Below are 25406 nucleotides of genomic sequence, written 5' to 3'. Positions count from 1 at the left end.
TCGGTGCTGGAACGCCGGGAGCCCAAAATGCTTTGAGCCCGGGCGCTGGAACACCCGGGCTCAGGAAGTGACGTATTGGATACATCAACCGCAGTCCGTTCCACATAGCGAAAACCGGTCAGAATCACAAGATGCGCCAGAACGACACCGATGAAACCCGCTCCGTCCGCGTGCTGCGCGTGGGCGAACAGGTGCGCCATATCCTCAGCGAGATCCTCCAGCGCGGCGACGTGCATGACGAGGTGCTGGCGAAGCATCTCGTGTCGGTAACCGAAGTGCGGATGTCGCCGGACCTGCGCCACGCGACCGTGTTCGTGAAGCCGCTGCTCGGCAAGGACGAGGAAGCGGTGCTCAATGCGCTGCGCACCAACACCGCCTTCCTCCAGCGCGAAGTCGCCACCCGGGTGAAGATGAAGTACGCGGCCAAGCTCAAATTCCTCGCGGACGAGAGCTTCGACGAAGGCAGCCATATCGACAAACTGCTCCGCGACCCCAAGGTCGCGCAGGACCTGGGCGAAAGCTCCTAGGCTCGACCGCGCTTCGCCGAGGCCAGTGCGCTGGCCCACAAGGTCGCGGCGGCCAGCAGACCTGTCGCCAGCGGGGCATCGTCGGGCGGCAGCAGCAAGCCTATGGCGCCCACCAGCACCAACGCCGCGCCCGACCAATAATAGACCCGCGCCGGAATCCCGCGTGCCAGCGGCAGGAAATGCAGCCCGACGATGATCGCCATCGTCGGCAGCAGCCGTTCGGCCATGTGCAGGTTGATCAGGATATTCGCCGCCAGGAAAATCGCCACCCCCTCGGCGCTGCTCCAGATCGCCACCAGCCGGCCGACATGTGCGCGATCGGCTTCCTGGGTCGCATCCGACGCATGCCGCGTCCCCAGCAGGATCGCCGCGCTGATCGCAACCGCCGGTACGCTCCACCAAAGCGGCAGGCGCGAGAAGTGCAGGGCTCCCACGCACCAGAGGACCGCCATGACATTCAGTATCCAAAGCCCCGTACGCATCGTCGTCCCCCCCGGCGGTTCGGCGATGCTAACCGATGGACCGGCGGGGTGATAGCCGACATAGGATAGCCCGCATGGCCAAGCTCTATTTCTACTATGCCTCGATGAACGCGGGGAAATCGACCACGCTGCTCCAGGCCGATTTCAACTATCGCGAGCGGGGCATGCGCACCTTGCTGTTCACCGCGGGCGTCCATGACCGCGGCGGGCACGGCGTGATCGATTCCCGCCTCGGCATCCACGCCGATGCGATCCCGTTCGACGCCACTACCGACCTGCGCACCATCGTGCAGGACGCGCATTTCGCGGCGCCGCTGGCGTGCGTGCTGGTCGACGAGGCGCAGTTCCTCTCCGCCGCGCAGGTGCGGCAATTGGCCGCCGTATGCGACGAGGATGAAGTGCCCGTGCTCTGCTACGGCCTGCGCACCGACTTCCGCGGCGTGCTGTTCGAGGGCGCGGCGGCGCTGCTGGCGATCGCGGACTCGCTGGTCGAGATCAAGTCGGTCTGCGAATGCGGGCGCAAGGCGACGATGAACCTGCGTGTGGATGCCGAGGGCAATGCGGTGCGCGAGGGCGCGCAGCGCGAGATCGGTGGCAACGATCGCTATGTTGCGCTCTGCCGCCGCCATTTTGTCGAGCGGCGCGGCGCGATCGGCTGAAACGAAAAAGGGCGTCGCGAGGATACCCGCGACGCCCTCCTGCTATGAAGCGCGCGGGGATCGCTCCCCGCGCCTCCGATCAGAAGTGGAACCGGATCTCGCCGCCGATGATGCGCGGCTCGTTGATCATGCCGGTCAGGTTGTTGAAGTCGATCGCGCTCTGCGCGCGGATCTGGTTGAGGATGTTGCGGGCGAACGCCGCCACCTCATAGCCTTCCGGCGCGCGATAGCCGATGCGCAGCCCGCCCTCGACCAGCGAACGCCCGCGGAACTCCTTGGCCTCGTAGAGGAAGTAGTTGATCTCGCTGCGATACGCCCAGTCGGTATAGGCATAGACCTCGCCGCCGTTCGCCAGCGGCACGCCGTAGCGCGCGGTGGCGTTGAGCACGAAGCGCGGCGCCTGGGGCAGGCGGTTGCCGTCGATCCGGGCGAAGGTGCTGGTGCCGACGGTGAAGGTCGGATCGGTCATCGTGCACAGCGAACCGCACGCCGCCACGACCAGATTGGGGTCGCGGATCTGGGTGAAGTTGTAGCTGCCGCTGGCGGTGAGATCGAGCCCGCGCACCGGGCGGTAGCTGAACTCCGCCTCGACACCGTAGCCGTTGACGTGATCGGCCGAGAGCAGCTGGTTGGCGTTGCTCGCGCCGCCTACCGCGGTCAGCTGCAGGTCGTCGGTGCGGAACCAGTAGCCGGTCAGCGCATAGTTGAGGCCCTTGGCCGGGAGGGCGCCCTTGACGCCAGCTTCGGCCGACTTGGTGAACTGCTTGCCCGCCGTGGTCGGCACCGAGCCGAAGGTCACGCGGTCCTGGATCGCCGGGCCGAGATAGCCGGTGGCGAAGCGCGCATAGACGTTGACGTCGGGGGTCAGCGCATAGGTGGCGCTGGCATCCCAGGTTACCGCCTCGCCCTTGACCTTGGTCTGCAGCGGCAGGGTAATGCCGCCGGTGAGCGGGCCGAAGCCGGTGATCACGTCGTTCTTGCGATCGTGCGAATAGCGCACGCCGGCGCGCAGGGTCAGCGCGTCGGTCGCCTTGAACTCGCCCGAGGCGAACACGCCGATATTCTCGTTGATGTTGCGGTGGCCTATATTCTGGTTCTGCGCGCCGCCGCCCAGATCATAGCCATATTCGCTGTAATCGAGATTCTGGTCGAAATAATAGACACCGGCCTGGCCGCGGAACGCGCCGAACTGGTCGGTCGCGAAGCGCAGCTCCTGGCTGAACTCCTTGGGGCTGGTGATGCCGCCGGTGTTCGACGGGAACAGTGCGTTGTTCAGCCCCAGCGCCGGGAAGGTGTAGTTGTCGCCGCCGTCGACATCGCCGGTGCTCTGCACCTTGGCGCGCTCATAGGCGGTGACCGAGTAGAGCGTGCCGATCCCGTCGAAATGATAATCGAGCTGCAGGTTGCCGCCCCACTGCTCGAGCCACTGGCTGGTGTAGCCGTCGAGCTTGACGTGCTTTGGATCGAAGCCGGCCGAGAAATTGTTCGAGCCCTGCTGGAACAGTCCGGCGCGGAACACGCGCGGCGTGCCTTCGAGATCGCGGCCATGGACGTTGACCAGCGCGTTGAAGTCGCCGCTGGTGTAGGACAGCTGCACGCGGCCGGCGCGATCGGTATAGCCTTCGAGCTTGCGATTGGCCACGCTGACTGCGCTGGTGCTGTCGTTGATCACCCAGTTGTCGCGATGCTGCACCAGGCCCGAGACGCGCAGCGCGAAGCCATTGCCCAGCGGCGCATTGAGCGCGAGATCGGCGTTGATCGTGTTGTAGGTCGCCCAGCTGATGCTGCCCTGCGCCTCGTACTTGTCGGTCGGGCGCTGCGATTCGAGCTTCACCACGCCGGCCGGCGTGTTGCGGCCGAACAGCGTGCCCTGCGGTCCGCGCAGCACTTCGACGCGCGCGAGGTCGAACACCGGGAACGACTTGAGCATCGGGTTCTCGAGGGCGACATTGTCGTACACCACCGACACCGGCTGCGCGGCATTCGGGTCGAAATCGGTGTTGCCGAGGCCGCGGATGTAGAAGCGCGGGAAGGTGCGGCCGAACGAGCTTTCGATCTGCAGGCTAGGCGTGCGTGCCGAGAGGAAGCGGATGTCGAGCCCCGAGGAGTTGAGCACGTCGAGCTTCTCGCCGCCGATCGCGGTGACGGCGACCGGCACGTCCTTGGCGGCTTCGGTGCGGCGCTGGGCGGTGACGACGATCTCGCCGGTCTGCTGCGGCGCGGTCTCGTCGGGCTGCGCGCCCTGCACCGGGGCAGGCGTTTCGTTGCGATTGGCGGCGAGCGCCGAGGGCGCGGTGAGCGCGGCGCTGGCAAGCAGCAGGCCGCGAAGAAGGGCGGAAGTGGTCATGGCTGAGTCGAGTCCCCGTACAGTGTTGGCTCGTCCTCTCCAGCGCGTTGTCGCGATCGTTTCTTGTCGGTGTCGCTGATTTTTCGCGCGCCTGTAGCGGAACCGTCATCCGCAGCAAGCGTTTCGGGCCGCGCCCGAACGGTTTGGCAGTAGGTGTTGCAATAATGTCGTCGTTTGCGTGTGGGCGCGGCGGCACCTATGGCGCGGCGATGCACGGCTGGATCCTTCTCGACAAACCTCTTGGCCTCGGCTCGACACAAGGCGTGAGCGCGGTGAAGCGCGCGCTGCGCGAGGGCGGCTATGCCAAGGTGAAGGTGGGCCATGGCGGCACGCTCGATCCGCTGGCCACCGGCGTGCTGCCGATCGCGCTGGGCGAGGCGACCAAGCTGGCGGGCCGCATGCTCGACAGCGACAAGGTGTACGATTTCACCATCCGGTTCGGGGTGGAGACGGATACGCTCGATGCCGAGGGGAAGGCCGTCGCAGAGTCCGAGGTGCGGCCGACGCTGGCGCAGCTGGAAGCGGTGTTGCCGCGCTTCACCGGGCCGATCGCGCAGGTGCCGCCGGCCTATTCGGCGCTGAAGGTGGATGGCGAGCGCGCCTACGACCTCGCCCGCGCGGGGGAAGCGGTGGTTCTGAAGAGCCGGGCGGTGACGATTTACGGGTTGGAAATCCTCCCCCAGCTTGCTGGGGGAGGGGGACCATCGGCGCAGCCGATGGTGGAGGGGCGCGGCGGGCAACCGCCGCGTGCCGCGGCGGCCCCTCCACCGTCGCTGCGCGACGGTCCCCCTCCCCGAGCGGGGCTCGCGGAGGAATTGGAAGAAATCACCCTCCGCGCGCATGTCTCGAAGGGCACGTACATCCGCAGCCTCGCCCGCGACATCGCCCGCGCCCTTGGAACGGTAGGCCACGTCACCTATCTCCGTCGGATCAAGGCCGGTCCCTTCACCCTGGACCAAGCGATTTCGCTGGACTCTTTGGCGGATGCCGCTAAGGAGCGGCGCCTTGAAGACATTTGCCTGCCGCTGAGGGCGGGGCTGGACGACATCCCGGCTCTTTCCCTCACCCCCGACCAGGCAGGGCTGCTCCGTCAGGGGCGGGTCTTGGTCGGGATTGCCAAAGACGATGGCCTGTATTTCGCGCTGCTCGGGGATATCCCGATCGCGCTGGTAGAGGCGGAAGCCGGAAGCATCCGGGTCGTCCGCGGCTTCAATCTATAGCTTTGATGTCGAAGGAAAACGCCATGTCGATCACGCAGGAGCGCAAGGAAGCGCTCGTCAAGGAACACGCTCGCAACGAGGGTGACACCGGCAGCCCCGAAGTGCAGGTCGCGATCCTCTCGGAGCGCATCGCCAACCTCACCGAGCACTTCAAGACCCACGCGAAGGACAACCACTCGCGCCGCGGTCTGCTGATGCTGGTCAACAAGCGCCGCAGCCTGCTGGACTATCTGAAGAAGAAGGACCAGGCGCGCTACGCAGATCTCATCGCGAAGCTCGGTCTTCGCAAGTAACCACGGAAAGGCGACCTTCGGGTCGCCTTTTTGTCATTCCGGTGCGATAACGCATCGGCGATGCCCGGCGAATGGCGCCGGGATCGAAACGGGGGATCCGGCAATACGGTCGGTCCCACGAGCCACATACGGCTCACGCATAGGCCCCCCGCGTGATTTGCACCGGGGAGTGAAGGAAACGACATGTTCGACAAGAAGACTGTATCGATCGAGTGGGGCGGCAAGACGCTGACTCTCGAAACGGGCAAGGTTGCCCGCCAGGCCGACGGCGCGGTGATCGCGACCCTCGGCGAAACCGTGGTGCTGTGCGCGGTCACCGCCGCGAAGAGCGTGAAGGAAGGCCAGGACTTCTTCCCGCTGACCGTCCACTATCAGGAAAAATTCTCGGCCGCCGGTCGAATCCCGGGTGGCTTCTTCAAGCGCGAGCGCGGCGCCACCGAGAAGGAGACGCTCGTCTCCCGCCTCATCGACCGCCCGATCCGCCCGCTGTTCCCGGAAGGCTTCTACAACGAGATCAACGCCATCGCTCAGGTGCTGAGCTATGACGGCGAGAACGAGCCCGACATCCTTTCGATGATCGCCGCCTCGGCAGCGCTCACGCTCTCGGGCGTGCCCTTCATGGGCCCGATCGGCGCCGCGCGCGTCGGCTATCTCAACGGCGAATACATCCTCAACCCGACCGACGCGCAGGTTGCCGAGGGCGAGCTCGATCTCGTCGTCGCCGCCACCTATGACGCGGTGATGATGGTCGAGTCCGAAGCCAAGGAGCTTTCGGAAGAGGTCATGCTCGGCGCCGTGCTGTTCGCGCACGATGCCTGCCGCGACATCGTCAAGGCGATTGTCAAGCTCGCCGAGCAGGCCGCCAAGGAGCCTTGGGAAATGGCGTCGTCAAACGACAACGCCAAGATCAAGGACAAGCTGAAGAAGCTGATCGGCAAGGACATCGCCGCCGCCTACAAGCTGACCGACAAGTCGGCCCGCTCGAACGCGCTGAACGAGGCGCGTGCCAAGGCGAAGGCGCAGTTCACCGAGGACGGCCTGAGCCCGCAGGAAGTCATGGCCGGCATCAAGCTGACCAAGAAGCTGGAAGCCGAGATCGTCCGCACCGCCATCCTCAAGGAAGGCAAGCGCATCGACGGCCGCACTACCACGCAGATCCGCCCGATCGAGGCAGAGACGCACTTCCTCCCGCGTGCGCACGGCTCGGCGCTGTTCACCCGCGGCGAGACCCAGACCATCGCCACCTGCACCCTCGGCACCAAGGATGCCGAGCAGATGATCGATGGCCTGAACGGCCTCAGCTACCAGAACTTCATGCTGCACTATAACTTCCCGCCCTATTCGGTCGGCGAAGTCGGCCGCTTCGGCGCGCCGGGCCGTCGCGAAGTCGGCCATGGCAAGCTGGCATGGCGCGCGCTGCACCCGGTGCTGCCCGCCAAGGAAGACTTCCCCTACACGATCCGCCTGACCAGCGACATCACCGAGTCGAACGGCTCGTCGTCAATGGCGTCGGTGTGCGGCGGCAGCCTCGCGATGATGGACGCCGGCGTGCCGATCAAGCGTCCGGTCTCGGGCATCGCCATGGGCCTGATCCTCGAGGGCAAGGATTACGCGATCCTGTCCGACATCCTGGGCGACGAGGATCACCTCGGCGACATGGACTTCAAGGTCGCCGGCACGTCCGAGGGCATCACCACGATGCAGATGGACATCAAGATCGCCGGCATCACCAAGGAGATCTTCGAGGCGGCGCTCAACCAGGCGAAGGCCGGTCGTGCGCACATCCTGGGCGAGATGAACAAGGCGCTGGGCGAAGCCCGCACCGAGCTCTCCGCGCACGCCCCGCGCATCGAGACCTTCACGATCGACAAGTCGAAGATCCGCGAAGTGATCGGCACCGGCGGCAAGGTGATCCGCGAGATCGTCGCCACCACCGGCGCCAAGGTCGACATCGACGACGAGGGCGTGATCAAGGTCAGCTCGTCGGATCCGGCGCAGATCGAAGCTGCGATCAAGTGGATCAAGGGCCTCGTCGAGGAAGCCGAAGTCGGCAAGATCTACAACGGCAAGGTCGTCAACCTCGTCGATTTCGGTGCGTTCGTGAACTTCATGGGCGGCAAGGACGGTCTCGTCCACGTCTCGGAGATCAAGAACGAGCGCGTCGAGAAGGTCTCGGACGTCCTGAGCGAAGGCCAGGAAGTCAAGGTCAAGGTCCTCGAGATCGATCCGCGCGGCAAGGTCCGCCTGTCGATGCGCGTCGTCGACCAGGAAACCGGTGCCGAGCTGGAAGATTCGCGTCCGGCCCGCGAACCGCGCGAGCCGCGTGGCGATCGCGGTGACCGCGGTGACCGCGGTGACCGTGGCGATCGTGGCGGCGACCGCCGTCGCGAGGGCGGCCGTGGCGGCGAGCGCGGCGAGCGTGGCCCCCGCCGCGACCGTGGCGACAAGCCGCGCGGCGAGCGCAGCGAAGGCGGCAAGGACGACGGCGGCGACATCGGCCTGCCCGCGTTCCTGACCGGTGATCGCGACTGATCACCGCGTTACGCGCAAGAAACGAAGGGGTCCGGCGCTGCCGGGCCCCTTTTTTCATTAACCCATTCCATCGTTCCACTTTGCGTGAAATCGCGCTATGCAGACGCGGGGGGAACGAACGGAGCAGACGACGTTAAGGGGTGAGGGTAGAGCGATGATGGCAACGACGACGATCGCAGAATTGCGGCACGATCACGAAATGATCGACATCCTCGCGCGGCGCCTGTCGGGCCTTCTTGAAAGCGAAGCCGCTCCGGTCGAGCTTTCCACCGCGCTGGATCACCTGCTCAACTGCGTCGCCGAGCATCTCGCCCGCGAAGACACCACCATCTACACGCTGGCGCTGTCGGCACAGCCGGGCATCTCGCGCACCAAGGTCGATCAGGTCCGCGAGGATTTCGAGCGGCTCAAGGCCAACTGGCAGGACTATCTCCAGTTCTGGACCCCCGAGCAGATCGCCGCCGACCGCCAAGGCTTCGCCGACGCCAGCCGCGCAATGCTGCCGCGCCTGCGCAACCGCGTGAAGCTGGAGGAAGGCCTGCTGGTCGCCGCCGCACTGCAGGGCGAGCCGAGTTTTCAGACGAAGCACTGAGGTGCCAGCGGCGTCCGGCAGGTCCGTTGCGGGGCGTACCCGCAGCCGCCGGAAGCCGCCGTTCGCGCATCGCGATCTTCCCCCCATCCCGCCTCTTTGAGAGCCGCTTCGGGCAAGAGCCATCGAGAACGGTGCCTATCGTGATCCGAAACGGGCCTTTGCAGCATCCGTGAACGGCGTGAAGATGCTGATCGCCGAGCCTTCCGGATCACGAACCTGAAACGTGCGATTACCCCATGGCAACACCTTGGGCGCATGCACCAGCTCGGACTTGCCGTTTAGCCGATCGAAGACGGCGTCCACATCCTCGACCATGAATTCGAGGATGGCGGTGCGATTGGCACCTGGGGTCGCGCTGTTCTCGGCAAAAACAGCCACCGTTTCTGCGCTTCCGATGGCGAGCGTCGCACCCGGCGTGACGATTTCTGCGAATTGCGGTGCGAGCCATTCGGCTGCCTCACCCGTCACCAGCTCGTAGAATGAAACCATGGCGTTGATGTCGGCAGCGATCAGGCGGACGGAGGCGAATTTCATGATGATATCCCGGTGGTTGTGGCTTGCGTAAGCCGGGCACGTATCGCACCGCTGCTGACAGCGTCGTGTCAGCAGGAGTCATCAGACGGTGCCTCGCGCCGATCGCCTCTTTCAAATCATCCAGCTGCTTCGGCGATCGACACGTCCGGTAACCGGCGCTGCCCTGGCCGCCGAACTGGAGGTGTCGACGCGTACCGTGTACCGCGACATCGCCGTCCTGGTGGCACAGCGGGTGCCGATCACCGGCGAACCCGGCTTCGGCTATCTGCTGGATGCCGACTATGACATGCCGCCGCTGATGCTGACCCAGGTCGAACTGGAAGCCATCGTGCTGGGTGCGCAGTGGGTCGCCGGGCGCGATGATCCGCTTCTCTCTCCCGCCGCGAACGATGTTCTGGCGAAGATCGTCGCGGCCGTCCCTGCGCATCTCCGGCCGTTCGTCATGGCACCGACTACGGGCGTGCCGCCGCGCTTGGTTCCCGTCGAGGATATCGTAGACGCGGCGATGCTTCGGAATGCGATTCGCGCCCGTTCGAAGCTGCGCCTTGTCTATCGCGATCGACACGGCGAGCAGACCGAGCGCACGATCTGGCCGATCCTGCTCGGGTACGCCGAGGCAAGTCGCATCCTGATCGCATGGTGTGAAACGCGGAAGGGATTTCGTCACTTCCGCACAGATCGAATAGTGGCTGCCGAAGCCTTAAATCAGCGCATTCCGCATTCGAAGGCGGATTTGCATCGACGATGGGAAGAGTGGCGGGCCCTGGAGCTTTCCCGAAGCTCGTGACTATTCCCGGACCACCATCCATTTATGCCGCCATGCCGCTAATAGGCTTGCGCGCGGGCCCCCACGCGACGGTCACCTACTCCGCCGCCAGCAAGCTCGTCGCCCCGCCAAGATCCACCGACACCAGCCGGCTGACCCCGCGCTCCACCATCGTCACCCCGAACAGCCGGTGCATCCGCGCCATCGTCGCGGCATTGTGGGTGACGATCAGGTAACGCGTCGCGGTTTCGCGGGTCATCGCTTCCAGCAGGTCGCAGAAGCGGTCCACATTGGCGTCGTCGAGCGGTGCGTCGACTTCGTCGAGCACGCAGATCGGCGAGGGCTTGGTGAGGAACAGCGCGAAGATCAGCGCGACTGCGGTCAGCGCCTGTTCGCCGCCCGAGAGCAAAGTGAGCGACTGCAGCTTCTTGCCCGGCGGCTGGGCCAGGATCTCCAGCCCCGCCTCCAGCGGATCGTCCGAATCGATCAGCGCGAGATGCGCCTGGCCGCCGTTGAACAAGGTGGTGAACAGCCGGCGGAAATGCTGGTCGACCGCCTCGAACGCGGCGAGCAGCCGCTGACGCCCCTCGCGGTTGAGCGTGCCGATCGAGCCGCGCAGCCGGTTGACCGCCTGGACCAGTTCGTCGCGCTCCCTGGCGTTGGTGCCGAACGCGGCCTCGATCTCGGCCAGCTCGGTTTCGGCGACGAGGTTGACGGGCCCGAGCCGCTCGCGATCGGTGGTCAGCTTGTCCAGCGCGGCGGATTCTTCTTGGGGGTTGCGCACGCTGGCAGGCTCGAAATGGAGCCGCACGGGGAGCAAAGGCGGCGGGCATTCGAAGCGCTCGCCCGAGACGCGGCCCATCTCCACGCGGCGCAGATCCTGATTCTCGGCGCGGGCGGCGGCACCGGCGCGGCGCTCGCGGGCTTCGGAGAGCGATTCGCTGGCCGTGCGCAGCGCCGCCTCCGTCGCGCGCAGCCGGACATCGGCTTCGCGCTCGGCGACCTGCGCGGCGGCGGACTCCTGCTGCATCCACGCGTCGGCGGCCTCGGCATCGGTGAGCTGGGCGGCGATCTGCGCGGGGCGACCGGCGATCGCCTCGCGCTCCTGCGCCAGCGTGGCGGCGCGTTTGTCCATCTCGGCGGAGCGACGGGTGGCATCGGCGGCACGGGCCGACCAGCTCTTCGCCTCGGCACCTGCGGCGGCCAGCCGCTCGCGGGCCTGGGCTAGGTCGCGGTCGAGGCTGGCGCGTTCGGCGCGGGCGCTGGCCACCGCGGCACGGGCATGGTCCGCCTCGCGGGACAGTCCGGCGACCTTGGCGCGGGTCTCGGCGCCGTCGGGCAAGGCCGCCTTGGCTGCTTCGGCGCGGGCTAGCTCGGCAGCGGCTTCCTCGGCTTCGGCGGCGATGCGGGCGCGGCGGGTTTCGAGATCGGCGCGCTGGGCCTCGAGCCGTTCGAGCTGGTTGGCCGCGCGGTCCTCGGCGCGGGTCGCCTCGCGCGTGGCGAGGTCGGCCTGGTCGAGCCGCTTGCGGTTCTCGGCGGCACTGCGGCGGGCCTCGGCGATGCTGGCCTCGATCCGGCTGAGTTCCGCTGCGGCGGCTTCCAGCGCCGCCTGTGCGGCAGGCCGGGCCTGCTCCAGCGTGGCCAGGCGGTTCACCCGCTCCAGCCGCTCCGCCGCCGCAGCGCCGCCCGATCGGGCGCGATAGCCGTCCCAGCGGCGCAGCACGCCCTGCAGCGTCACCAATCGCTGGCCGACGGCGAGGGGGGCACCGGCATCGGTTTCGCAGACCAGTACCTGCGCCAGCCGCCGGGCGAGTTCGGGCGGCGCGGTTACGTGCTCGGCCAGCGGCGCGGTACCGGGGGGCGGCGCGGGATCGGTCGGCAGCGGGTCGGCACCGCCCCAATGGCGCTCGGCCCCCGTATCCAGCCCGGCTTCGAGATCGTCCCCCAGCGCGGCGGCCAGCGCACGCTCATAGCCGGCGGCGACGGTCACCCGGTCGAGCAGCCGGTCCTTGCCCGAGGGCCTAGTCGCCTTGGCCAGCGCCGCCGCCTCGCTGTCGATCTGGGCGAGTTCGGCATGCGCGGTGGCGCGCGCGGCCTGGGCGCCGTTGCGCGCCTCGATCGCGGCGCGCTCCTCGGCATCGGCGCGGGTGAGCGCGTGGCGCGCAGCTTCGGCCTGGCGCTGCGCCTCGGCCCACGCCTCGCTCGCGCGCCGGCGTTCGGCGTGGAGCGGTGCGGCATCGCCAAGCGCGCGCGCCTCGGCCTCGATCCGCGCCTGGTCGCGCTGGCTGCGCTCGACACGCCCGCGCGCGGCGGACAGCGCGGCATCGGCGACGCGCACTTCCGCCGCTTCGGCCGCCTGCTGGGCCAGTGCCTGCGACAGCGCGACTTCAGCATCGCGCGCGGCGCGTTCGGTATCGGCGAGTGCCGCCTCGAGCAGCGGCACGCGCGCCGCGGTCTCGGCGATCCGCGCCTCCAGCGTTGCCTGTTCGGCCGTCAGCCGTTCGATCGCTTCGGCGGCATCGCGGGCGAGCGAGGCTTCGCGTGCGCGATCGGTCTCCAGCCGTCGGCTCGCCTCGGCCAGCTCGGCGATCCGCCGCTCTACGCCATGCCGAGCGCTGCGCAGCGTCTGCAGCCGGTGCTGGGCATCGCTGGCAGCATCGCGCAGCCGCAGCGACTCGGCGCGCAGCGTGACGACAGCTTCCGCCGCCGCCAGTTGCGCGGCCTCCGCCTCGGCCTGGGCGGCGGTGCGCTCGGCGACCAGCGACTCGGCCTCGGCCGCTTCCTTGCGGGCAACATCCGCGGCCATCGCGGCGTCGCGCCAGCGGGCGAAGATCATCCGCGCCTCGGCGACGCGGATGCGGTCGGAAAGCTCGCGGTAGCGCTCGGCCTGCCGCGCCTGGCGTTTCAGGGCAGCGGCCCGCTGCTCCTGCTCGCCGATTAGCTCGTCGAGCCGGGTGAGATTGGTCTCGGTCGCGCGCAGCTTCTGCTCGGCGTCGCGGCGGCGGACGTGGAGGCCGGCGATGCCCGCCGCCTCCTCCAGCATCGCGCGGCGCTCGCCCGGCTTGGCGGCGATGATCGCGCCGATCCGCCCCTGGCTGACCAGCGCGGGCGAATGCGCCCCGGTCGCGGCATCGGCAAAGGCGAGCGCCACGTCCTTGGCGCGCACGTCGCGGCCGTTGATGCGATAGGCGGATCCGGCGCCGCGCTCGATGCGGCGGATGATCTCCAACTCGTCCTGCTGGTCGTCCAGGTCGGCGACCACCGCCACTTCGGCGAAGTCGCGCTGCGGGCGCGTGGCGGTGCCGGCGAAGATCACGTCTTCCATGCCGGCGCCGCGCATCGACTTGGCGCTGGTCTCGCCCATCACCCAGCGCAACGCTTCGAGCAGGTTGGACTTGCCGCAGCCATTGGGGCCGACGATTCCCGTCAGCCCCGGTTCGATCCGCAGATCGGCCGGGTCGACGAAGCTCTTGAAGCCCGTCAGCCGCAGCCGCTTTATCTGCATGGCTGGTCGATCAGCGTGCGCCGGCCTTCTGGAGCAGCGGCTCCAGGCCGGCCCAGTCGTTCACCTCGGTCTTCTGGCCGTTGATGAAGAAGGTCGGGGTCGAGTTCACGCCGTACACATTGGCGCCGTCGGCATTGACCTTGGCGATCGTCTCGATCTGCTTCTGGTCGGCGAGGCACGCCTTGGCCTGCGCCTCGGGCAGGCCGCGCTGCTTCATGAAGTCGACCATGCCCAGCGCCTGGGCGAAGCCGGCCGCGGCCTGGGGCGGCGGCATCTGCTGGATCTGGTCGAGCACCCGCGGGTTGGTCTGCTGGAGCGCCATGATCTTCTTCTCGAACTCTTCCTGGCCGGCATAGATCTGGTCCAGCGTCGGGAAGAAGGCGTCGGCAGGCACGCACTGGTTGAGCAATGCGAGCGCGAGGTCGGGCGCGCCGTGGATCAGGAAGTCGCGATATTCATAGCTGACCTTGCCGGTCGCGATGTACTTCTCGCGCAAGGGGCCGACGCCGGTGGTGCCGAACTGGGCGCAGAACGGGCACATGCGCGAGCCATATTCGACCAGCTTGATCGGCGCGTTCGGGTTGCCCTGGCGGAAGCCATTGTCCTTGGTCTTCTCGACCACATCGGCCCATTGCTTGCCGGCAGGCGCCGCGACGCTCGCGACCGGGGCTGCGGACTGGATGGGCGCGCTGCTGTTGCCGCCAGAGCCGCCGGCCTTGTTGCCGCCGTTGCAGGCGGCGAGCGCCAGAATGGGAAGAAGCGCGAGGGCGAAACGCATGGAAGTCTCCGGGCTACGAAAGGGTCAGGCGCCGGCGGCGCGCAGTTCGGGCTCGAGATAGGGCCAGCTATAGGCGCGGACCTTGCGGCCGTTGAGGAAGAAGCTGGGGGTGCCGTCCACCTTGTAGAGGTTGGCGCCGTCCGCCTGGGTCTTGGCGATACGCGCGATCGCCTTGGGATCGGCGAGGCACTGGCGCGCCTTGGCCTCGGGCAGGCCCTGCGTCTTGAGGAAGGCGATCATGCCCATCGCCTCGGCGAAGCGCGTCGCCATCTGCGGCGGCGGCAGCTTCTGCCAGGCCTCCAGCGTGGCGGGGGTCTTCTCCAGCGCGATCAGCTTCTCTTCGAACTTGGGCTGGTTGGCATAGATCGCGTCGAGCACCGGGAAGAAGCGCTGGGTGCCGACGCACTGGTTGAGCAGCGCCAGCGCCAGGTCCGGTGCACCGTGGACCAGATAGTCGCGATATTCGTAGCTGACCTTGCCGGTGGCGACATATTGGTCGCGCAGCGGCTTCACGCCCTCCTCGGCGAAGCGGCCGCAGGTCGGGCAGGTGCGCGAGCCATATTCGACCAGCTTTACGGCCGCATTGGGGTTGCCCTGGCGATAGCCGCCCTCGGGTGTCGCCACCACGGTCGCGAGCCAGTTGGCCTGCGGTGCAGGGGCGGCGCCGAGCGCGAAGAGCGGCACCAGCGCGAGCATCAGGGTGCGGAGTCGCTGCATCATCTCAATCGATCCGGCCGAATACCGGGGTTTCGTCCTGCGCCGCAACGCCGGCGGCAAGCGATTCGAGCACCGCGCGCAGCTCCGGATCGGCGATGCCGCGCAGGCTGTCGCCCATCGCTTCCGGCAGCGGCTTGAGGCTCGGCGGCGGGGCCGGCTTGGCCTTGGGCGGGCGGAGGTCGCCGTGGCGGATCGCCAGCTTGGCGACGGCGGGATAGCCGAAGAAGCGGTTCACCCGCTCGATGATCTCGGGCGCGATATGCTGCATCATCGGCGCGAAGGCGCCCGAGACGGTGAGCGCCAGCACGCCCTCCTCGCGCTTGCCGCGGGGAAAGCGAATCGATTCGGGGGCGGAGACGCGGGCATAGCGCTCGCCGACGATCTCGCTCCAGCGGCTGACCACGGCGGACTGGACGAAGCCGAACTTCCGGAAGGCGGCGCCGCCCACGTCCGGCAGCAGCTCGGACACGGCGCGCACGCGGTTCGAGCGTTGCGGCGCCGGGCGCGGCTGGCGGGTGGTGGCACGGGGGGGCTTCGTCATATCGGGTCCCCCATGCCATAGGCGGGGCGTGCCCGACAACGCTCCTGAATCGATCGCCCCTGCGCTCCTCGCCTGGTACGACGCCAATGCCCGCCGCCTGCCCTGGCGCGCACCGCCCGGTGCCAACGCTACGGACCCCTATCGGGTGTGGCTTTCCGAGGTGATGCTGCAGCAGACCCAGGTCGCCACGGTGATTCCCTATTTCGAGAAATTCACGGCGCGCTGGCCGAGCTTTGCCGCGATGGCGGCGGCCGAGGATGCCGATGTGATGGCCGCCTGGGCGGGGCTTGGCTACTACGCCCGTGCCCGCAACATGCTGGGCTGCGCCCGCGAGGTCGCGCGTCTTGGGGAACTGCCCGATACCGAGGCGGGGCTGCGCGCACTGCCTGGCATCGGCGACTATACTGCAGCGGCGATCGCCGCGATCGCCTTCGGACGGCGCGCAGTAGTGGTCGACGCCAATGTCGAGCGGGTGGTGACGCGGCTGTTCGCGCTCGCCGATCCGCTGCCGGGATCGCGGCCCACGATCCGGCGGCTGACCGACACGATCACCCCCGATTCCCGCGCCGGCGATTTCGCCCAGGCGATGATGGACCTCGGCAGCGGCATCTGCACCGTGCGCGCGCCGAAATGCCTGCTCTGCCCGATCGCCTTCGGGTGCGAGGCGCGGGCGCAAGGCGACCCCGAGACCTATCCGGTCAAGGCCAAAAAGGCGCCCAAGCCCCAGCGCCACGGCACGATGTTCTGGCTGGAGCGCGACGACGCGGTGCTGCTCGTCCGCCGTCCGGACAAGGGCCTGCTCGGCGGCATGCGGGCACTGCCCACCGGCCCTTGGGGCGAGTCGCCGCCGGGCGTCGTCGATGCGCCCGCCGCCACGCACTGGCGGATGTTGAACGAAACCGTGCGTCACGGTTTCACCCATTTCGATCTCGAGGTGGCGCTTGCGACTGCAACAATCCCTCGCCATGCAAGCGCACCCCCCGGCGAGTGGTGGCCGATCGCCGACATCGAGTCGGCGGGTCTGCCGACCGTCTTCGCCAAGGCGGCCAAAGCGATACGGAGACTGCGATGACGGCCAAGCGAATGTTCGGACTGATCGGGGCAATGGCGCTGCTCCAGGCGCCGCTGGTGCATGCCCAGACCGCCCCCAGCCAGGTCCAGAGCTTCGCCCGCCAGACCGTCGCCTCGGGCAAGGTGCCGGGCATCGTCATCACCTATGCCAAGGGTCAGGCGCCCACGACGATCGTGGCGGAAGGCCGGATGTCCGACGAGCCGACCGCGCCCAAGGTCAATGGCGACACGCTGTGGCGGGTCTATTCGATGACCAAGCCGATCACCGGCATGGCGGCGATGATCCTGATCGAGGAAGGCAAGCTCAAGCTCGATCAGCCGATCAGCGACTTCATCCCGGCGTTCAAGGACATGAAGGTGCTGATCGATCCCAACAAGGACCTGACCAGCCGCCCGGCGACCCGGCCGATCACGGTGCGCAACCTGCTGACCCACACGGCGGGGCTGGGCTACAACATCGTCACCAAGGGGCCGCTGCTCAACGAGTATAACCGGCTCGGCATCAACCCGGCGCAGGTGAGCGATTCGTTCGAGGCGACCGCGCGCCCGGTGCGCCCGGCGACGCTTGAAGAATTCGCCAATCGCACCGCGACGCTGCCGCTGATCGCCGAGCCGGGCGCCAAGTTCAGCTATTCGATCGGGCTGGACGTGCTCGGCCGGGTGATCGAGGTGGCGAGCGGGATGCCGTTCGATACCTTTGTGAACACCCGCATCCTCGCGGCCCTCAAGATGAGCTCGAGCTACTGGACCGTGCCGTCGGGCGAGGCGGGGCGCCTGGCGACCGAATATGCGATCGCGGGCGGCAACCGCCTGCCGATCGATCCGGGCGCGACCTCGGTCTATCTCAAGAAGCCGAGCTTCCCTTATGGCGGCGCGGGGCTGGCGATGTCGGCGCGGGACTATGATCGCTTCCTCCACATGCTCCAGAATGGCGGCGAACTGGACGGCGTGCGCATCCTCAAGCCGGAGACGGTGGCGCTCGCCATGTCCGACCTGCTGCCGCCGGGCGTCGACAAGACCAACCTCGCGGTGATGGCGCGCGATACCGGCGTGCCGATGGGCTTCGGTGCGGGGGGCTCTGTGTTCCTCGCCGACCAGCCGGGCGGCGCGGGCAAGGGCACCTATGGCTGGTCCGGTGCTGCCGGTACCTTCGCCTGGGTGGATCCCAAGAATCAGGTGCGGGCGACGATGATGGTCAACATCCTGCTCGCCGAACTCGGCCTCAAGGTGCCGATGCGTACCGCCGTCTACGCCGACCTCGCCAAGTGATCGCCCCCGGCTTTACGGGCGGCACGCTCGATCGCGACGATCGCGTCCGCCACGAGCCCGAACTGCTGGCAGCGGCGCTCGCCGACCCGCGCGCGCGGCTGCTGGTGATGGACGGGCTGGTGCCCCAGCTGGACGGGGAGGGGCGGCTGGTCTGGACCGGCCTCAATGCCGCGAGCCAGCCGCTGCTGTTCCTCGGCTTCATCGACGGCGAGCCACGCTTCGTGCAGACGCTGGCGCCCGGCACCCTGCTGCCGCCGGGCCGCCCGCCCGAGCTGTCGGCGATCCTCGACGCCTTCCGGCCCGAGGATGCGGCGAACTATGCCGCGGCGCGCAGCCTGATCGACTGGCACGCGCGCAACGGCTTCTGCTCGCGCTGCGGCACGCCGACCGACATCTTCCGCGCCGGCTGGGGCCGGCTATGCCCGAACTGCGGCACCGAACATTATCCGCGCGTCGACCCGGTGGTGATCATGCTCGCCGAGCATGGCGACCGGGTGCTGCTCGGCCGCCAGCCGAGCTGGCCGCCGGGGCGCTATTCGGCGCTCGCCGGCTTCCTGGAAGTGGGCGAGAGCGTCGAGGATGCGGTGCGGCGCGAGACGCTGGAGGAAGCGGGCGTGCATGTCGGCAAGGTCCGCTATGTCGCCAGCCAGCCCTGGCCCTTCCCCTCGCAGCTGATGATCGCCTGCATCGGCGAGGCGCTCGACGAGGACATCGCGATCGATGCGCACGAGCTGGAACATGCCGGCTGGTTCGATCGGGCGCAGGTGCGCCAGGCGCTGGCGCGGGATCCGGAGGCACCGTTCCTCGCGCCGCCGGGCTATGCGATCGCGTACACGCTGCTCAAGGCCTGGGCCGAGGGGGAATAAGCCAACCCAAATCCTCCCCTGCAAGGGGAGGTGGCAGGCCGAAGGCCTGACGGAGGGGTGAAGCCGCTGCGATGGCAGGATTATGCTTTAAGCGGGACACCCCTCCACCGCCGCCTTCGGCGGCGGTCCCCCTCCCCCTCCGGGGGAGGATCTCAGGGCCTCGGCCGCGCCTGCGGGTACGTCCCCAGCAGCCGCACCCATTTGGTGTGGAAGCCCAGCTCCTCCAGCGCGCGGAGTACGCCTGCGTCGTCGGGGCTGCCGACGATGTCGGCGTAGAATTCGGTCGCCGCGAAGCTCGCCTCGCGCTGGTAGCTTTCCAGCTTGGTCATGTTGACCCCGTTGGTCGCGAAGCCGCCCAGCGCCTTGTAGAGCGCGGCGGGGATGTTCTTCACCTCGAAGATCAGCGAGGTCATGCACGGGCCCTCGCCGGTCACCGCCGGGGCGTCGCGGGACAGCACCACGAACCGCGTCATGTTGTGCGCGGCATCGGCGATGTCGCTGGCCAGTACCTGCAAGCCATAGAGCTCGGCCGCGTGCGCTGGCGCGAGTGCCGCGATCTTGGGGTCACCCAGCTCCGCCACCATCGCCGCGGCACCCGCGGTATCGGGATAGGCGACCTGGGCGATGCCGTGCGCCTTGAGCCAGTGGCGACACTGGCCGAGCGCCTGCGGATGGCTCATCGCCTCGCGCACGCCCTCGATGGGGCCGGTGCCCATCAGCGTGTGGCGGATCGCGAGGAAATGCTCGCCGATGATCGACAGGCCGGATTCGGGCAGCAGGAAATGGATGTCCGCGACGCGACCGTGCAGCGAATTCTCGATCGGGATCATCGCGCGGTCGGCGCGGCCTTCCTTCACCGCATCGATCGCGTCGTCGAACGAGAAGCAGGGGAGCGGCAGCGCATCGGGAAAGGCTTCGCGTACCGCGACGTGCGAATTGGCGCCCGGTGCGCCCTGGAACGCCACCGCGCGCGCCGGTGCCGCTTCGGCCTCGGCGAGCATGCGGGCGACGATCGGGCGGGCGGGGGCGGCGAAATTCTCCATGGGGGGCGGCGCTAGCCTCCGGTGAACTCCGCCGCAAGTGTGCTTGCCTTCGGAGCCGAGCGCGCTCTAAAGATGAACCAAAGCACAGGTGGGAGCGGATGAATGCAAGATCGCTTCAATACGATCGCAGGTTGGGCGCTGGCGGGGGGTATCGCCGCCCTGGGACTTTCGATCGCAAGCGCGAAGTATTTCCATTCCGAAAAGCCTGAACGCCCCGGCTATGTCGTCGAGGCGGTGGAAGACGCGGCCGGCGGCGCCGCGGTGGCCGAGCCGCTGCCGGTGCGCCTCGCCAAGGGCGACGTCGCCAAGGGTGAGAGCGGCTTCAAGCAGTGCGCCTCGTGCCACACCATCACCCAGGGCGGCGCCAACGGCATCGGCCCGAACCTCTATGCGACGCTGGGCGAGCCGATCGGCCAGGGCAAGGGCGGCTTCGCCTTTTCCGACGCGCTGAAGGGCGTGGGCGGCAGCTGGGACCTCGACAAGATGGATGCCTGGCTCACGAACCCGCGCAAGTTCGCGCCGGGCACCAAGATGACCTTCGCCGGCATCTCGGACCCGCAGCTGCGCGCCGACGTGATCCTGTACCTCAACAAGCAGGGCTCGAACCTGCCGCTCCCGGCAGCGCCTGCGGCAGGCTCCGAGCCGGACAATGCGGGCGTGCAGAGCAACAGCGCAGCCGAGGGTGCCGATGTGTCGGTGAATGTGCAGCAGGCGACGCCGGCTGAGGGCGCACCGTCCAAGGATCCGCAGGCGGCGGTGCAGGCCGAGAAGAAGAAGTAAGGCAGCCCTCCCGCCCTTCTAATCCCCCTCCCGCTTGCGGGAGGGGGATTAGAAGGGATCAGGTTTGCAGGTCATACGCCTTCAGCAAATCATACAGCGTCGGCCGGCTGATCCCCAGCAGTCGCGCGGCTGCCGAGACATTGCCGTCGCTCCGCGCCAGCGCGTGCCGGATCGCCTGGCGGTCCGCCGCCTCGCGCACCGCGCGCAGGTTGATCGCGGCGGCGTCGCCGGGCGCGAGGTCGAGGTCCTCGGCATGCACCGTCTTGCCCTCGGCCATGATCACCGCGCGCTTGATGCGGTTCTCCAGCTCGCGGACATTGCCGGGCCAGCCCCAGGCGTCGATCGCTGCCAGCGCATCGGGAGCGAAGCTCTTCTGCCCCGTACGCATCTGCTCGGCATAGCGCGCGAGGAAGTGGCGCGCGAGCAGCCCGGCGTCGCCCGGCCGCTCGGCCAGCGAGGGGATCCGCACCACGATCTCGGCGAGCCGGTAATAGAGATCCTCGCGGAACCGCCCTTCCGCCACCATCACGTCCAGATCGCGGTGCGTCGCGCACACGATCCGCGTGTCGACCGGAATGGGTTTCCGCCCGCCGATCCGCTCGATCACCCGCTCCTGCAGGAAGCGCAGCAGCTTCACCTGGAGCGGCAGCGGGATGTCGCCGACTTCGTCGAGGAACAAGGTGCCGCCCTGGGCGAGCTCGATCTTGCCCTCGGTGGTCTTCACCGCGCCGGTGAACGCGCCCTTCTCATGGCCGAACAGCTCGGATTCGAGCAGCGTCTCCGGAATCGCCGCGCAGTTGATCGCGACGAAGCTGCCCCCCGAACGCGGGCTCGCCTCGTGCAGCCCCCGCGCGAGCAGTTCCTTGCCGGTACCGCTGGCCCCCAGCAGCATCACGGAGACGTCGGCACCCGCGACGCGCTCGATCGTGCGCGTGACCTTGAGCATCTCCGGCGCGCCGGTGAGCATGCCGCCCAGCACCGCCTTTGCCTCGGCCTTATCGGCGAGGCGGCGATTCTCCGCCTCGAGCGCATGGACGTGGAAGGCCCGCGCGACGATCAGCCCCAGCGCGTCGATGTCGATCGGCTTCTGGTAGAAATCCCAGGCGCCGAGCTCGATCGCGCGGCGCATCGACTCGCGCTCGAAATGCCCTGAGGCGACGATCACCTTGGTGGCGGGGGCGAGCTTGAGGATCGCCTCCAGCGTCGCGAAGCCCTCGCTGGTGCCGTCGGGATCGGGGGGCAGGCCCAGGTCGAGCGTCACCACCGGCGGCTCTTCGGCGCGCAGCATCGTGATCGCCTCGTCGCGGGTGGTCGCGGCGAGGATCGTATAGCCCTCATAGGCCCAGCGCAGCTGGCGCTGCAGCCCGGCATCGTCCTCGACGATCAGGAGCTTGGGCAGCGCCTCGCTCATGCCGCCGCCTCCACCGCGGGGGCGGCGCGCAGCACCACGCGGAAGCGCGTGCCCTGGCCCTCGCGCGAGCTCACCGTGATCCGCCCGCCCATGCCCTGTGCCAGCTGCTGGGCCTCGAAGGTGCCGAGCCCGAACCCGCCCGGCTTGGAGGAAGTGAACGGCTTGAACAGGCGGTTGCGGACGAAGCCGGGCGACATGCCGCAGCCGCGATCGATCACGTCAATGATGGCGTTTTCCTCGTCGGTGGCGAGCGCGAGCGTCACCGGCGCGTCGGCCGGGCTCGCTTCGATCGCGTTCTGGATCAGGTGGACGAGCAGTTGCTCGAGCGCCGCGGGCTCGGCGATGGCGACGGCCGGTTCGGCGCCCGACACCAGCCGCACCTGCCCCGGCTGGCGGGCGACCAGCCGTTCGAGCAGCGGCAGCAGCGGGGTGGGGCGCGGCGGCTCGCTGCGGCCGCGATGATGCTGGCCGAGCCGGGCCAGCAGCGCATTGAGTCGATCGGACGAGTCGCGCAGCGTCGCGATCATGTCGGCGCGGAATGCGGGGTTGTCGGCATGGCGTTCGGCGTTGCGCGCGGTGAGCGCAAGCTGGCTGACCAGGTTCTTGATGTCGTGGAGGAGGAAGGCGAACCGGCGGTTGAACTCGTCGAAGCGCTGCGCCTCCGCCAGCGCCTCCTGCGCACGCGCCTCGGCGAGATAGCTCGCCACCTGGCGGCCGGCGGCCTTGAGCAGGTCGAAATCCTCCCAGTCGAGCCGCCGGGCGAGCGCGGGGCGGCCGAGCAGGATCGCGCCGACCAGCGCGCCGCGGTGGAGCAGCGGGACCACCACCCAGGCGGCGTCGACCTCGCGCATCCAGCCTGGGGTCGCATCTGCATCGGCGGCATCTGCCTGGGCGAGGCGCACCGCATCGACCTCGATGATCCGGCCGGTGGTCTCCAGATGCGTGGCGAGCGCCTGGTCCGCGACGAGCGGCAGCGTCGCGCGGTCCCAATGCCAGCCCGCGCCCGCCACCAGCCCGCCCTCCTCGGCGACGAGCAGCAGCCCGGAGGGCGATGCGGTAAGGTCGGCGAGCGCGCGGACAATGCGCTGGTCGAGCGGGGCGGCGCCCGGCGCGCCCAGCGTCTCGGTGAAGCGCAGCCATTCGGCGCGATAGTCATAGCGGTGGCGGAACAGGTGCTTGGCGAGCTTCACCTTCACCCAGCCCCGCAGGCTGGAATTGGAGACCAGCGCCAGGATCGCGGCGGTGGCGCCGAACACGAAGGCGGTCTGGAGCAGCCGGGCGTGCGCGCCGCCCAGCGTCGCCAAGGCGCTCGTCGCCAACGCGAGCAGCACGAAATAGGCGCCGACCGCGACCAGCGTCAGCGACTGGTAGGCGACGGTGCGCGACATCCGCACCCGCCAGTCGCCGCGCCGCTGGAGTCCCAGTCCCATCGCGGCGGCGACGCAGACCAACGCCGCGCCGCGCGCGACGAGCAGCAGGCCGGTCATCGGCACGCCGAGATAGGCGAGCGTCAGCACCGCGAATTCGATCAGCCAGAAGCCGCCCAGCGCCGCCACCGTCCAGCGCAAACCACCCCCGGCGGTATGGGCCAGCGCCGAATGCAGCGCCTGCACCATCACCAGCACCCCGACGGCGACGAGCAGGTTCAGCAGCAGCGCCACCGATGCCGCGTCGCGGGCGATCGGCGACGGGTTGGTCGCGATCATGTCGAGCGCCATTGCCGCGACGGTCACCAGCGCCACCACGCCGTAGACGGTACCGAGCGCGAGCGGCGGCCGCGGCTCGCCCGCGCGGCGGTGGAGCAGCAGCAGGAAGGCGAGCCAGGCGAGCGTACGCAGCGTCTCGGCCAGGCGCGTCGCGATCTCCTCCGCGCCGATGCCCGCGGTGGCGAGCGCGGCGAGCGCCGTCAGCCCCAGCGCCGCCGCCAGCGCGCGGCGCGGCAGCCGGTCGCCCCCGGTGCGCAGCGCCGCGAAGGGCAGCAGCGCAAACAACAGCGCCGCCAGGGCATGCAGCCACAGGCTCAGCGCGGCGGTGAGCATCAGCGCGCCCCGCTGGGGAACAGGATGACGCGCGCGGTCTGCAGCAGGATCAGCAGGTCGAGAAAGGGCGAATAGTTCTTGGCGTAGAACAGGTCATATTCGAGCTTCTGGCGGGCATCGTCGATCGAGGCGCCATAGGGATAGTTGATCTGCGCCCAGCCGGTGATGCCCGGCTTCACCATGTGCCGCTCGGCATAATAGGGCAGCGCCTGCTCCAGATCCTCGACGAACTTGGGCCGCTCCGGGCGCGGTCCGACGAAGCTCATCTCGCCCTTGAGCACGCTCCAGCATTGCGGCAGCTCGTCGATGCGGATCTTGCGGATGATCCGGCCAATGCGGGTGATGCGCGGATCATTCTCCTCCGCCCATACCGCCTGTCCGGGCGCCTCGGCATCCTGGCGCATCGAGCGCAGCTTGAGCACGTCGAACGCCTGGCCGTACAGGCCGACGCGCTGCTGGCGGTAGAGCGCCGGGCCGCGGCTCTCCAGCTTGATCAGCACGGCGGTGACGATCACCAGCGGGAAGGCGACGAGCAGCAGGACCAGGCTGGCGAGAATGTCGAACAGCCGCTTGAACAGCCCCGACATCCGCCGGCCGGAAGAGAAACCGTCGGAGAAGATCAGCCAGCTCGGGTTGACGCTGTCGAGGTCGACGCGGCCGGTAACGCGCTCGAGAAAGGTCGAGAATTCGTTGACATGGACGCCGGTGGTCTTGATCCGCAGCAGGTCCTTCAGCGGTAGCGCGTTGCGCCGCTCCTCCAGCGCGAGGACCACTTCGCTGGCGTTGAGCAACACCACATGATCGGCGAGGTTGTAGATCGCGTCGCGGGCGATCGCCTCGGGAATCACGCGGTTGGCGTCGCTCATCGCGACATAGCCGACGATGGCGAAGCTGGCGCCGGGCACCTTGGACAGCTGCTTGAGCCGCGCCGCGCGCGGGCCGGCGCCGAGCACGACGATTCGCCGCTTGAACGCGGCGCCACCCAGCGTCTTGCCAAGCAGCACCCGCATCAGCAGCAGCAACACGAAGGCGGTGGCCGCCGCATAGAGCAGGTTGGAGCGCCAGAAGCCGATCGGCGGCACCAGGAAATAGAGGAAGCCCAGCCCCAGCACGCCGAGCCCGATCGAGACGAGCAGCCGCACCAGTGCGTGGCGCAGCGACTGGAGTGCCTCCGCGCCATAGGCACCGAGCGCCACCAATGCGGTTTCGAGCACCAGCGCGAAGCTTGCCAGCTGCGGCACCCGCTCGCCGATCGCGCCGACATCGATGCCGGCCTGGTGCGCGCGCAACTGCCAGCCCAGCTCGCCGGCGGTGACCAGCAGGATCACGTCCAGCAGGCCGAGCAGCAGCACGGTGTTGGGGACATAATGCTTGAACAGGCGGATCATGGTGCCGCCCGGTGTAGCGCGGAAGGGTAAACGAACGGCCAAGCCC

Annotated in this window: 22 protein-coding genes; 11 read left to right on the top strand and 11 right to left on the bottom strand. The window is 68.5% G+C overall.

Translation table 11 applies throughout. The features are described from left to right. The first annotated feature begins 131 nt into the window (after positions 1-131). Positions 132-527, top strand: a complete 396-nt coding sequence (gene rbfA, locus BM009_RS10675; protein WP_093296052.1) for a 30S ribosome-binding factor RbfA — start codon at positions 132-134, stop codon at positions 525-527. Here rbfA and BM009_RS10670 read toward each other — a convergent pair. Then, on the bottom strand, positions 524-979 hold the full coding sequence (locus BM009_RS10670) for a DUF7010 family protein (protein ID WP_093296051.1): 456 nt from the start codon (positions 977-979) through the stop codon (positions 524-526). The genes rbfA and BM009_RS10670 overlap by 4 nt on opposite strands. A 104-nt stretch (positions 980-1083) precedes the next feature. Between BM009_RS10670 and BM009_RS10665 the strand changes: the two genes are divergently transcribed. Then, entirely contained in the window at positions 1084-1668 is a 585-nt protein-coding gene (locus tag BM009_RS10665; RefSeq protein WP_093296049.1) for a thymidine kinase, read from the top strand. A 79-nt stretch (positions 1669-1747) separates the two neighbouring features. Here the strand turns inward: BM009_RS10665 and BM009_RS10660 are convergent, their stop codons facing one another. Then, entirely contained in the window at positions 1748-4015 is a 2268-nt protein-coding gene (locus BM009_RS10660) for a TonB-dependent receptor (RefSeq protein WP_093296048.1), read from the bottom strand. 209 nt (positions 4016-4224) lie between these two features. Between BM009_RS10660 and truB the strand changes: the two genes are divergently transcribed. From truB to BM009_RS10640, 4 genes are all read left to right on the top strand, one after another. Beyond that, on the top strand, positions 4225-5235 hold the full coding sequence (truB, locus tag BM009_RS10655; protein ID WP_175487998.1) for a tRNA pseudouridine(55) synthase TruB: 1011 nt from the start codon (positions 4225-4227) through the stop codon (positions 5233-5235). A gap of 23 nt (positions 5236-5258) precedes the next feature. After that, a complete protein-coding gene (rpsO, locus tag BM009_RS10650) occupies positions 5259-5528 on the top strand; it encodes a 30S ribosomal protein S15 (RefSeq protein ID WP_010544825.1) in 270 nt (89 codons plus the stop codon). A gap of 183 nt (positions 5529-5711) precedes the next feature. Beyond that, the gene (gene pnp / locus BM009_RS10645) at positions 5712-8060 is read left to right on the top strand and encodes a polyribonucleotide nucleotidyltransferase (protein ID WP_093296045.1); all 2349 of its coding nucleotides are present in this window, start codon (positions 5712-5714) and stop codon (positions 8058-8060) included. A 154-nt stretch (positions 8061-8214) separates the two neighbouring features. After that, a complete protein-coding gene (locus tag BM009_RS10640) occupies positions 8215-8652 on the top strand; it encodes a hemerythrin domain-containing protein (protein ID WP_093296043.1) in 438 nt (145 codons plus the stop codon). A 135-nt stretch (positions 8653-8787) separates the two neighbouring features. Here the strand turns inward: BM009_RS10640 and BM009_RS10635 are convergent, their stop codons facing one another. Further along, on the bottom strand, positions 8788-9186 hold the full coding sequence (locus BM009_RS10635; protein WP_093296042.1) for a VOC family protein: 399 nt from the start codon (positions 9184-9186) through the stop codon (positions 8788-8790). An 88-nt stretch (positions 9187-9274) separates the two neighbouring features. Here BM009_RS10635 and BM009_RS10630 point away from each other — a divergent pair, with 88 nt between their 5' ends. Then, the gene (locus BM009_RS10630) at positions 9275-9973 is read left to right on the top strand and encodes a helix-turn-helix transcriptional regulator (RefSeq protein WP_093296040.1); all 699 of its coding nucleotides are present in this window, start codon (positions 9275-9277) and stop codon (positions 9971-9973) included. A 76-nt stretch (positions 9974-10049) separates the two neighbouring features. On the opposite strand, the gene smc is transcribed toward BM009_RS10630, so the two are convergent. Genes smc through BM009_RS10610 form a run of 4 tightly spaced genes read right to left on the bottom strand, consistent with a single transcriptional unit; the run spans position 10050 to position 15493 of the window. After that, complete coding sequence (gene smc / locus BM009_RS10625) at positions 10050-13457, bottom strand: chromosome segregation protein SMC (RefSeq protein ID WP_093296039.1); 3408 nt, start codon at positions 13455-13457, stop codon at positions 10050-10052. Positions 13458-13467: 10 nt separating this feature from the next. Then, complete coding sequence (locus BM009_RS10620) at positions 13468-14235, bottom strand: thioredoxin domain-containing protein (RefSeq protein ID WP_093296037.1); 768 nt, start codon at positions 14233-14235, stop codon at positions 13468-13470. 24 nt (positions 14236-14259) lie between these two features. After that, positions 14260-14955, bottom strand: a complete 696-nt coding sequence (locus tag BM009_RS10615; protein ID WP_093296036.1) for a DsbA family protein — start codon at positions 14953-14955, stop codon at positions 14260-14262. 1 nt (position 14956) lies between these two features. Beyond that, entirely contained in the window at positions 14957-15493 is a 537-nt protein-coding gene (locus BM009_RS10610; RefSeq protein WP_093296034.1) for a DUF721 domain-containing protein, read from the bottom strand. Between the two features lie 28 nt (positions 15494-15521). On the opposite strand from BM009_RS10610, the gene BM009_RS10605 reads away from it, so the two are divergent. The 3 genes from BM009_RS10605 to nudC are packed head-to-tail and all read left to right on the top strand — an operon-like array spanning position 15522 to position 18699. Then, entirely contained in the window at positions 15522-16565 is a 1044-nt protein-coding gene (locus BM009_RS10605) for an A/G-specific adenine glycosylase (RefSeq protein WP_093296033.1), read from the top strand. Next, entirely contained in the window at positions 16562-17833 is a 1272-nt protein-coding gene (locus BM009_RS10600; RefSeq protein WP_093296031.1) for a serine hydrolase domain-containing protein, read from the top strand. Before BM009_RS10605 ends, BM009_RS10600 begins: the two co-directional genes overlap by 4 nt. Next, a complete protein-coding gene (nudC, locus tag BM009_RS10595; protein ID WP_093296030.1) occupies positions 17830-18699 on the top strand; it encodes an NAD(+) diphosphatase in 870 nt (289 codons plus the stop codon). The genes BM009_RS10600 and nudC overlap by 4 nt, the downstream gene beginning before the upstream one ends. A gap of 152 nt (positions 18700-18851) precedes the next feature. Here the strand turns inward: nudC and BM009_RS10590 are convergent, their stop codons facing one another. Next, a complete protein-coding gene (locus BM009_RS10590) occupies positions 18852-19742 on the bottom strand; it encodes a prephenate dehydratase (protein WP_093296028.1) in 891 nt (296 codons plus the stop codon). A 102-nt stretch (positions 19743-19844) separates the two neighbouring features. On the opposite strand from BM009_RS10590, the gene BM009_RS10585 reads away from it, so the two are divergent. After that, positions 19845-20522: a c-type cytochrome gene (locus tag BM009_RS10585; RefSeq protein ID WP_093296027.1), complete on the top strand. Its 678-nt coding sequence runs from the start codon at positions 19845-19847 to the stop codon at positions 20520-20522. A 58-nt stretch (positions 20523-20580) separates the two neighbouring features. Here BM009_RS10585 and prsR read toward each other — a convergent pair whose 3' ends face one another. Genes prsR through BM009_RS10570 form a run of 3 tightly spaced genes read right to left on the bottom strand, consistent with a single transcriptional unit; the run spans position 20581 to position 25360 of the window. Further along, positions 20581-21933: a PEP-CTERM-box response regulator transcription factor gene (prsR, locus tag BM009_RS10580; protein WP_093296025.1), complete on the bottom strand. Its 1353-nt coding sequence runs from the start codon at positions 21931-21933 to the stop codon at positions 20581-20583. After that, positions 21930-23972, bottom strand: a complete 2043-nt coding sequence (gene prsK, locus BM009_RS10575) for an XrtA/PEP-CTERM system histidine kinase PrsK (RefSeq protein WP_093296024.1) — start codon at positions 23970-23972, stop codon at positions 21930-21932. The genes prsR and prsK overlap by 4 nt, the downstream gene beginning before the upstream one ends. Then, positions 23972-25360, bottom strand: a complete 1389-nt coding sequence (locus tag BM009_RS10570) for a TIGR03013 family XrtA/PEP-CTERM system glycosyltransferase (RefSeq protein ID WP_093296023.1) — start codon at positions 25358-25360, stop codon at positions 23972-23974. The genes prsK and BM009_RS10570 overlap by 1 nt, the downstream gene beginning before the upstream one ends. Positions 25361-25406 lie beyond the last annotated feature (46 nt).

It is taken from the genome of Sphingomonas sp. NFR04 (assembly GCF_900114095.1).
Classification (GTDB): Bacteria; Pseudomonadota; Alphaproteobacteria; order Sphingomonadales; family Sphingomonadaceae; genus Sphingomonas.
This window is presented reverse-complemented; position numbering and strand designations above follow the sequence as displayed.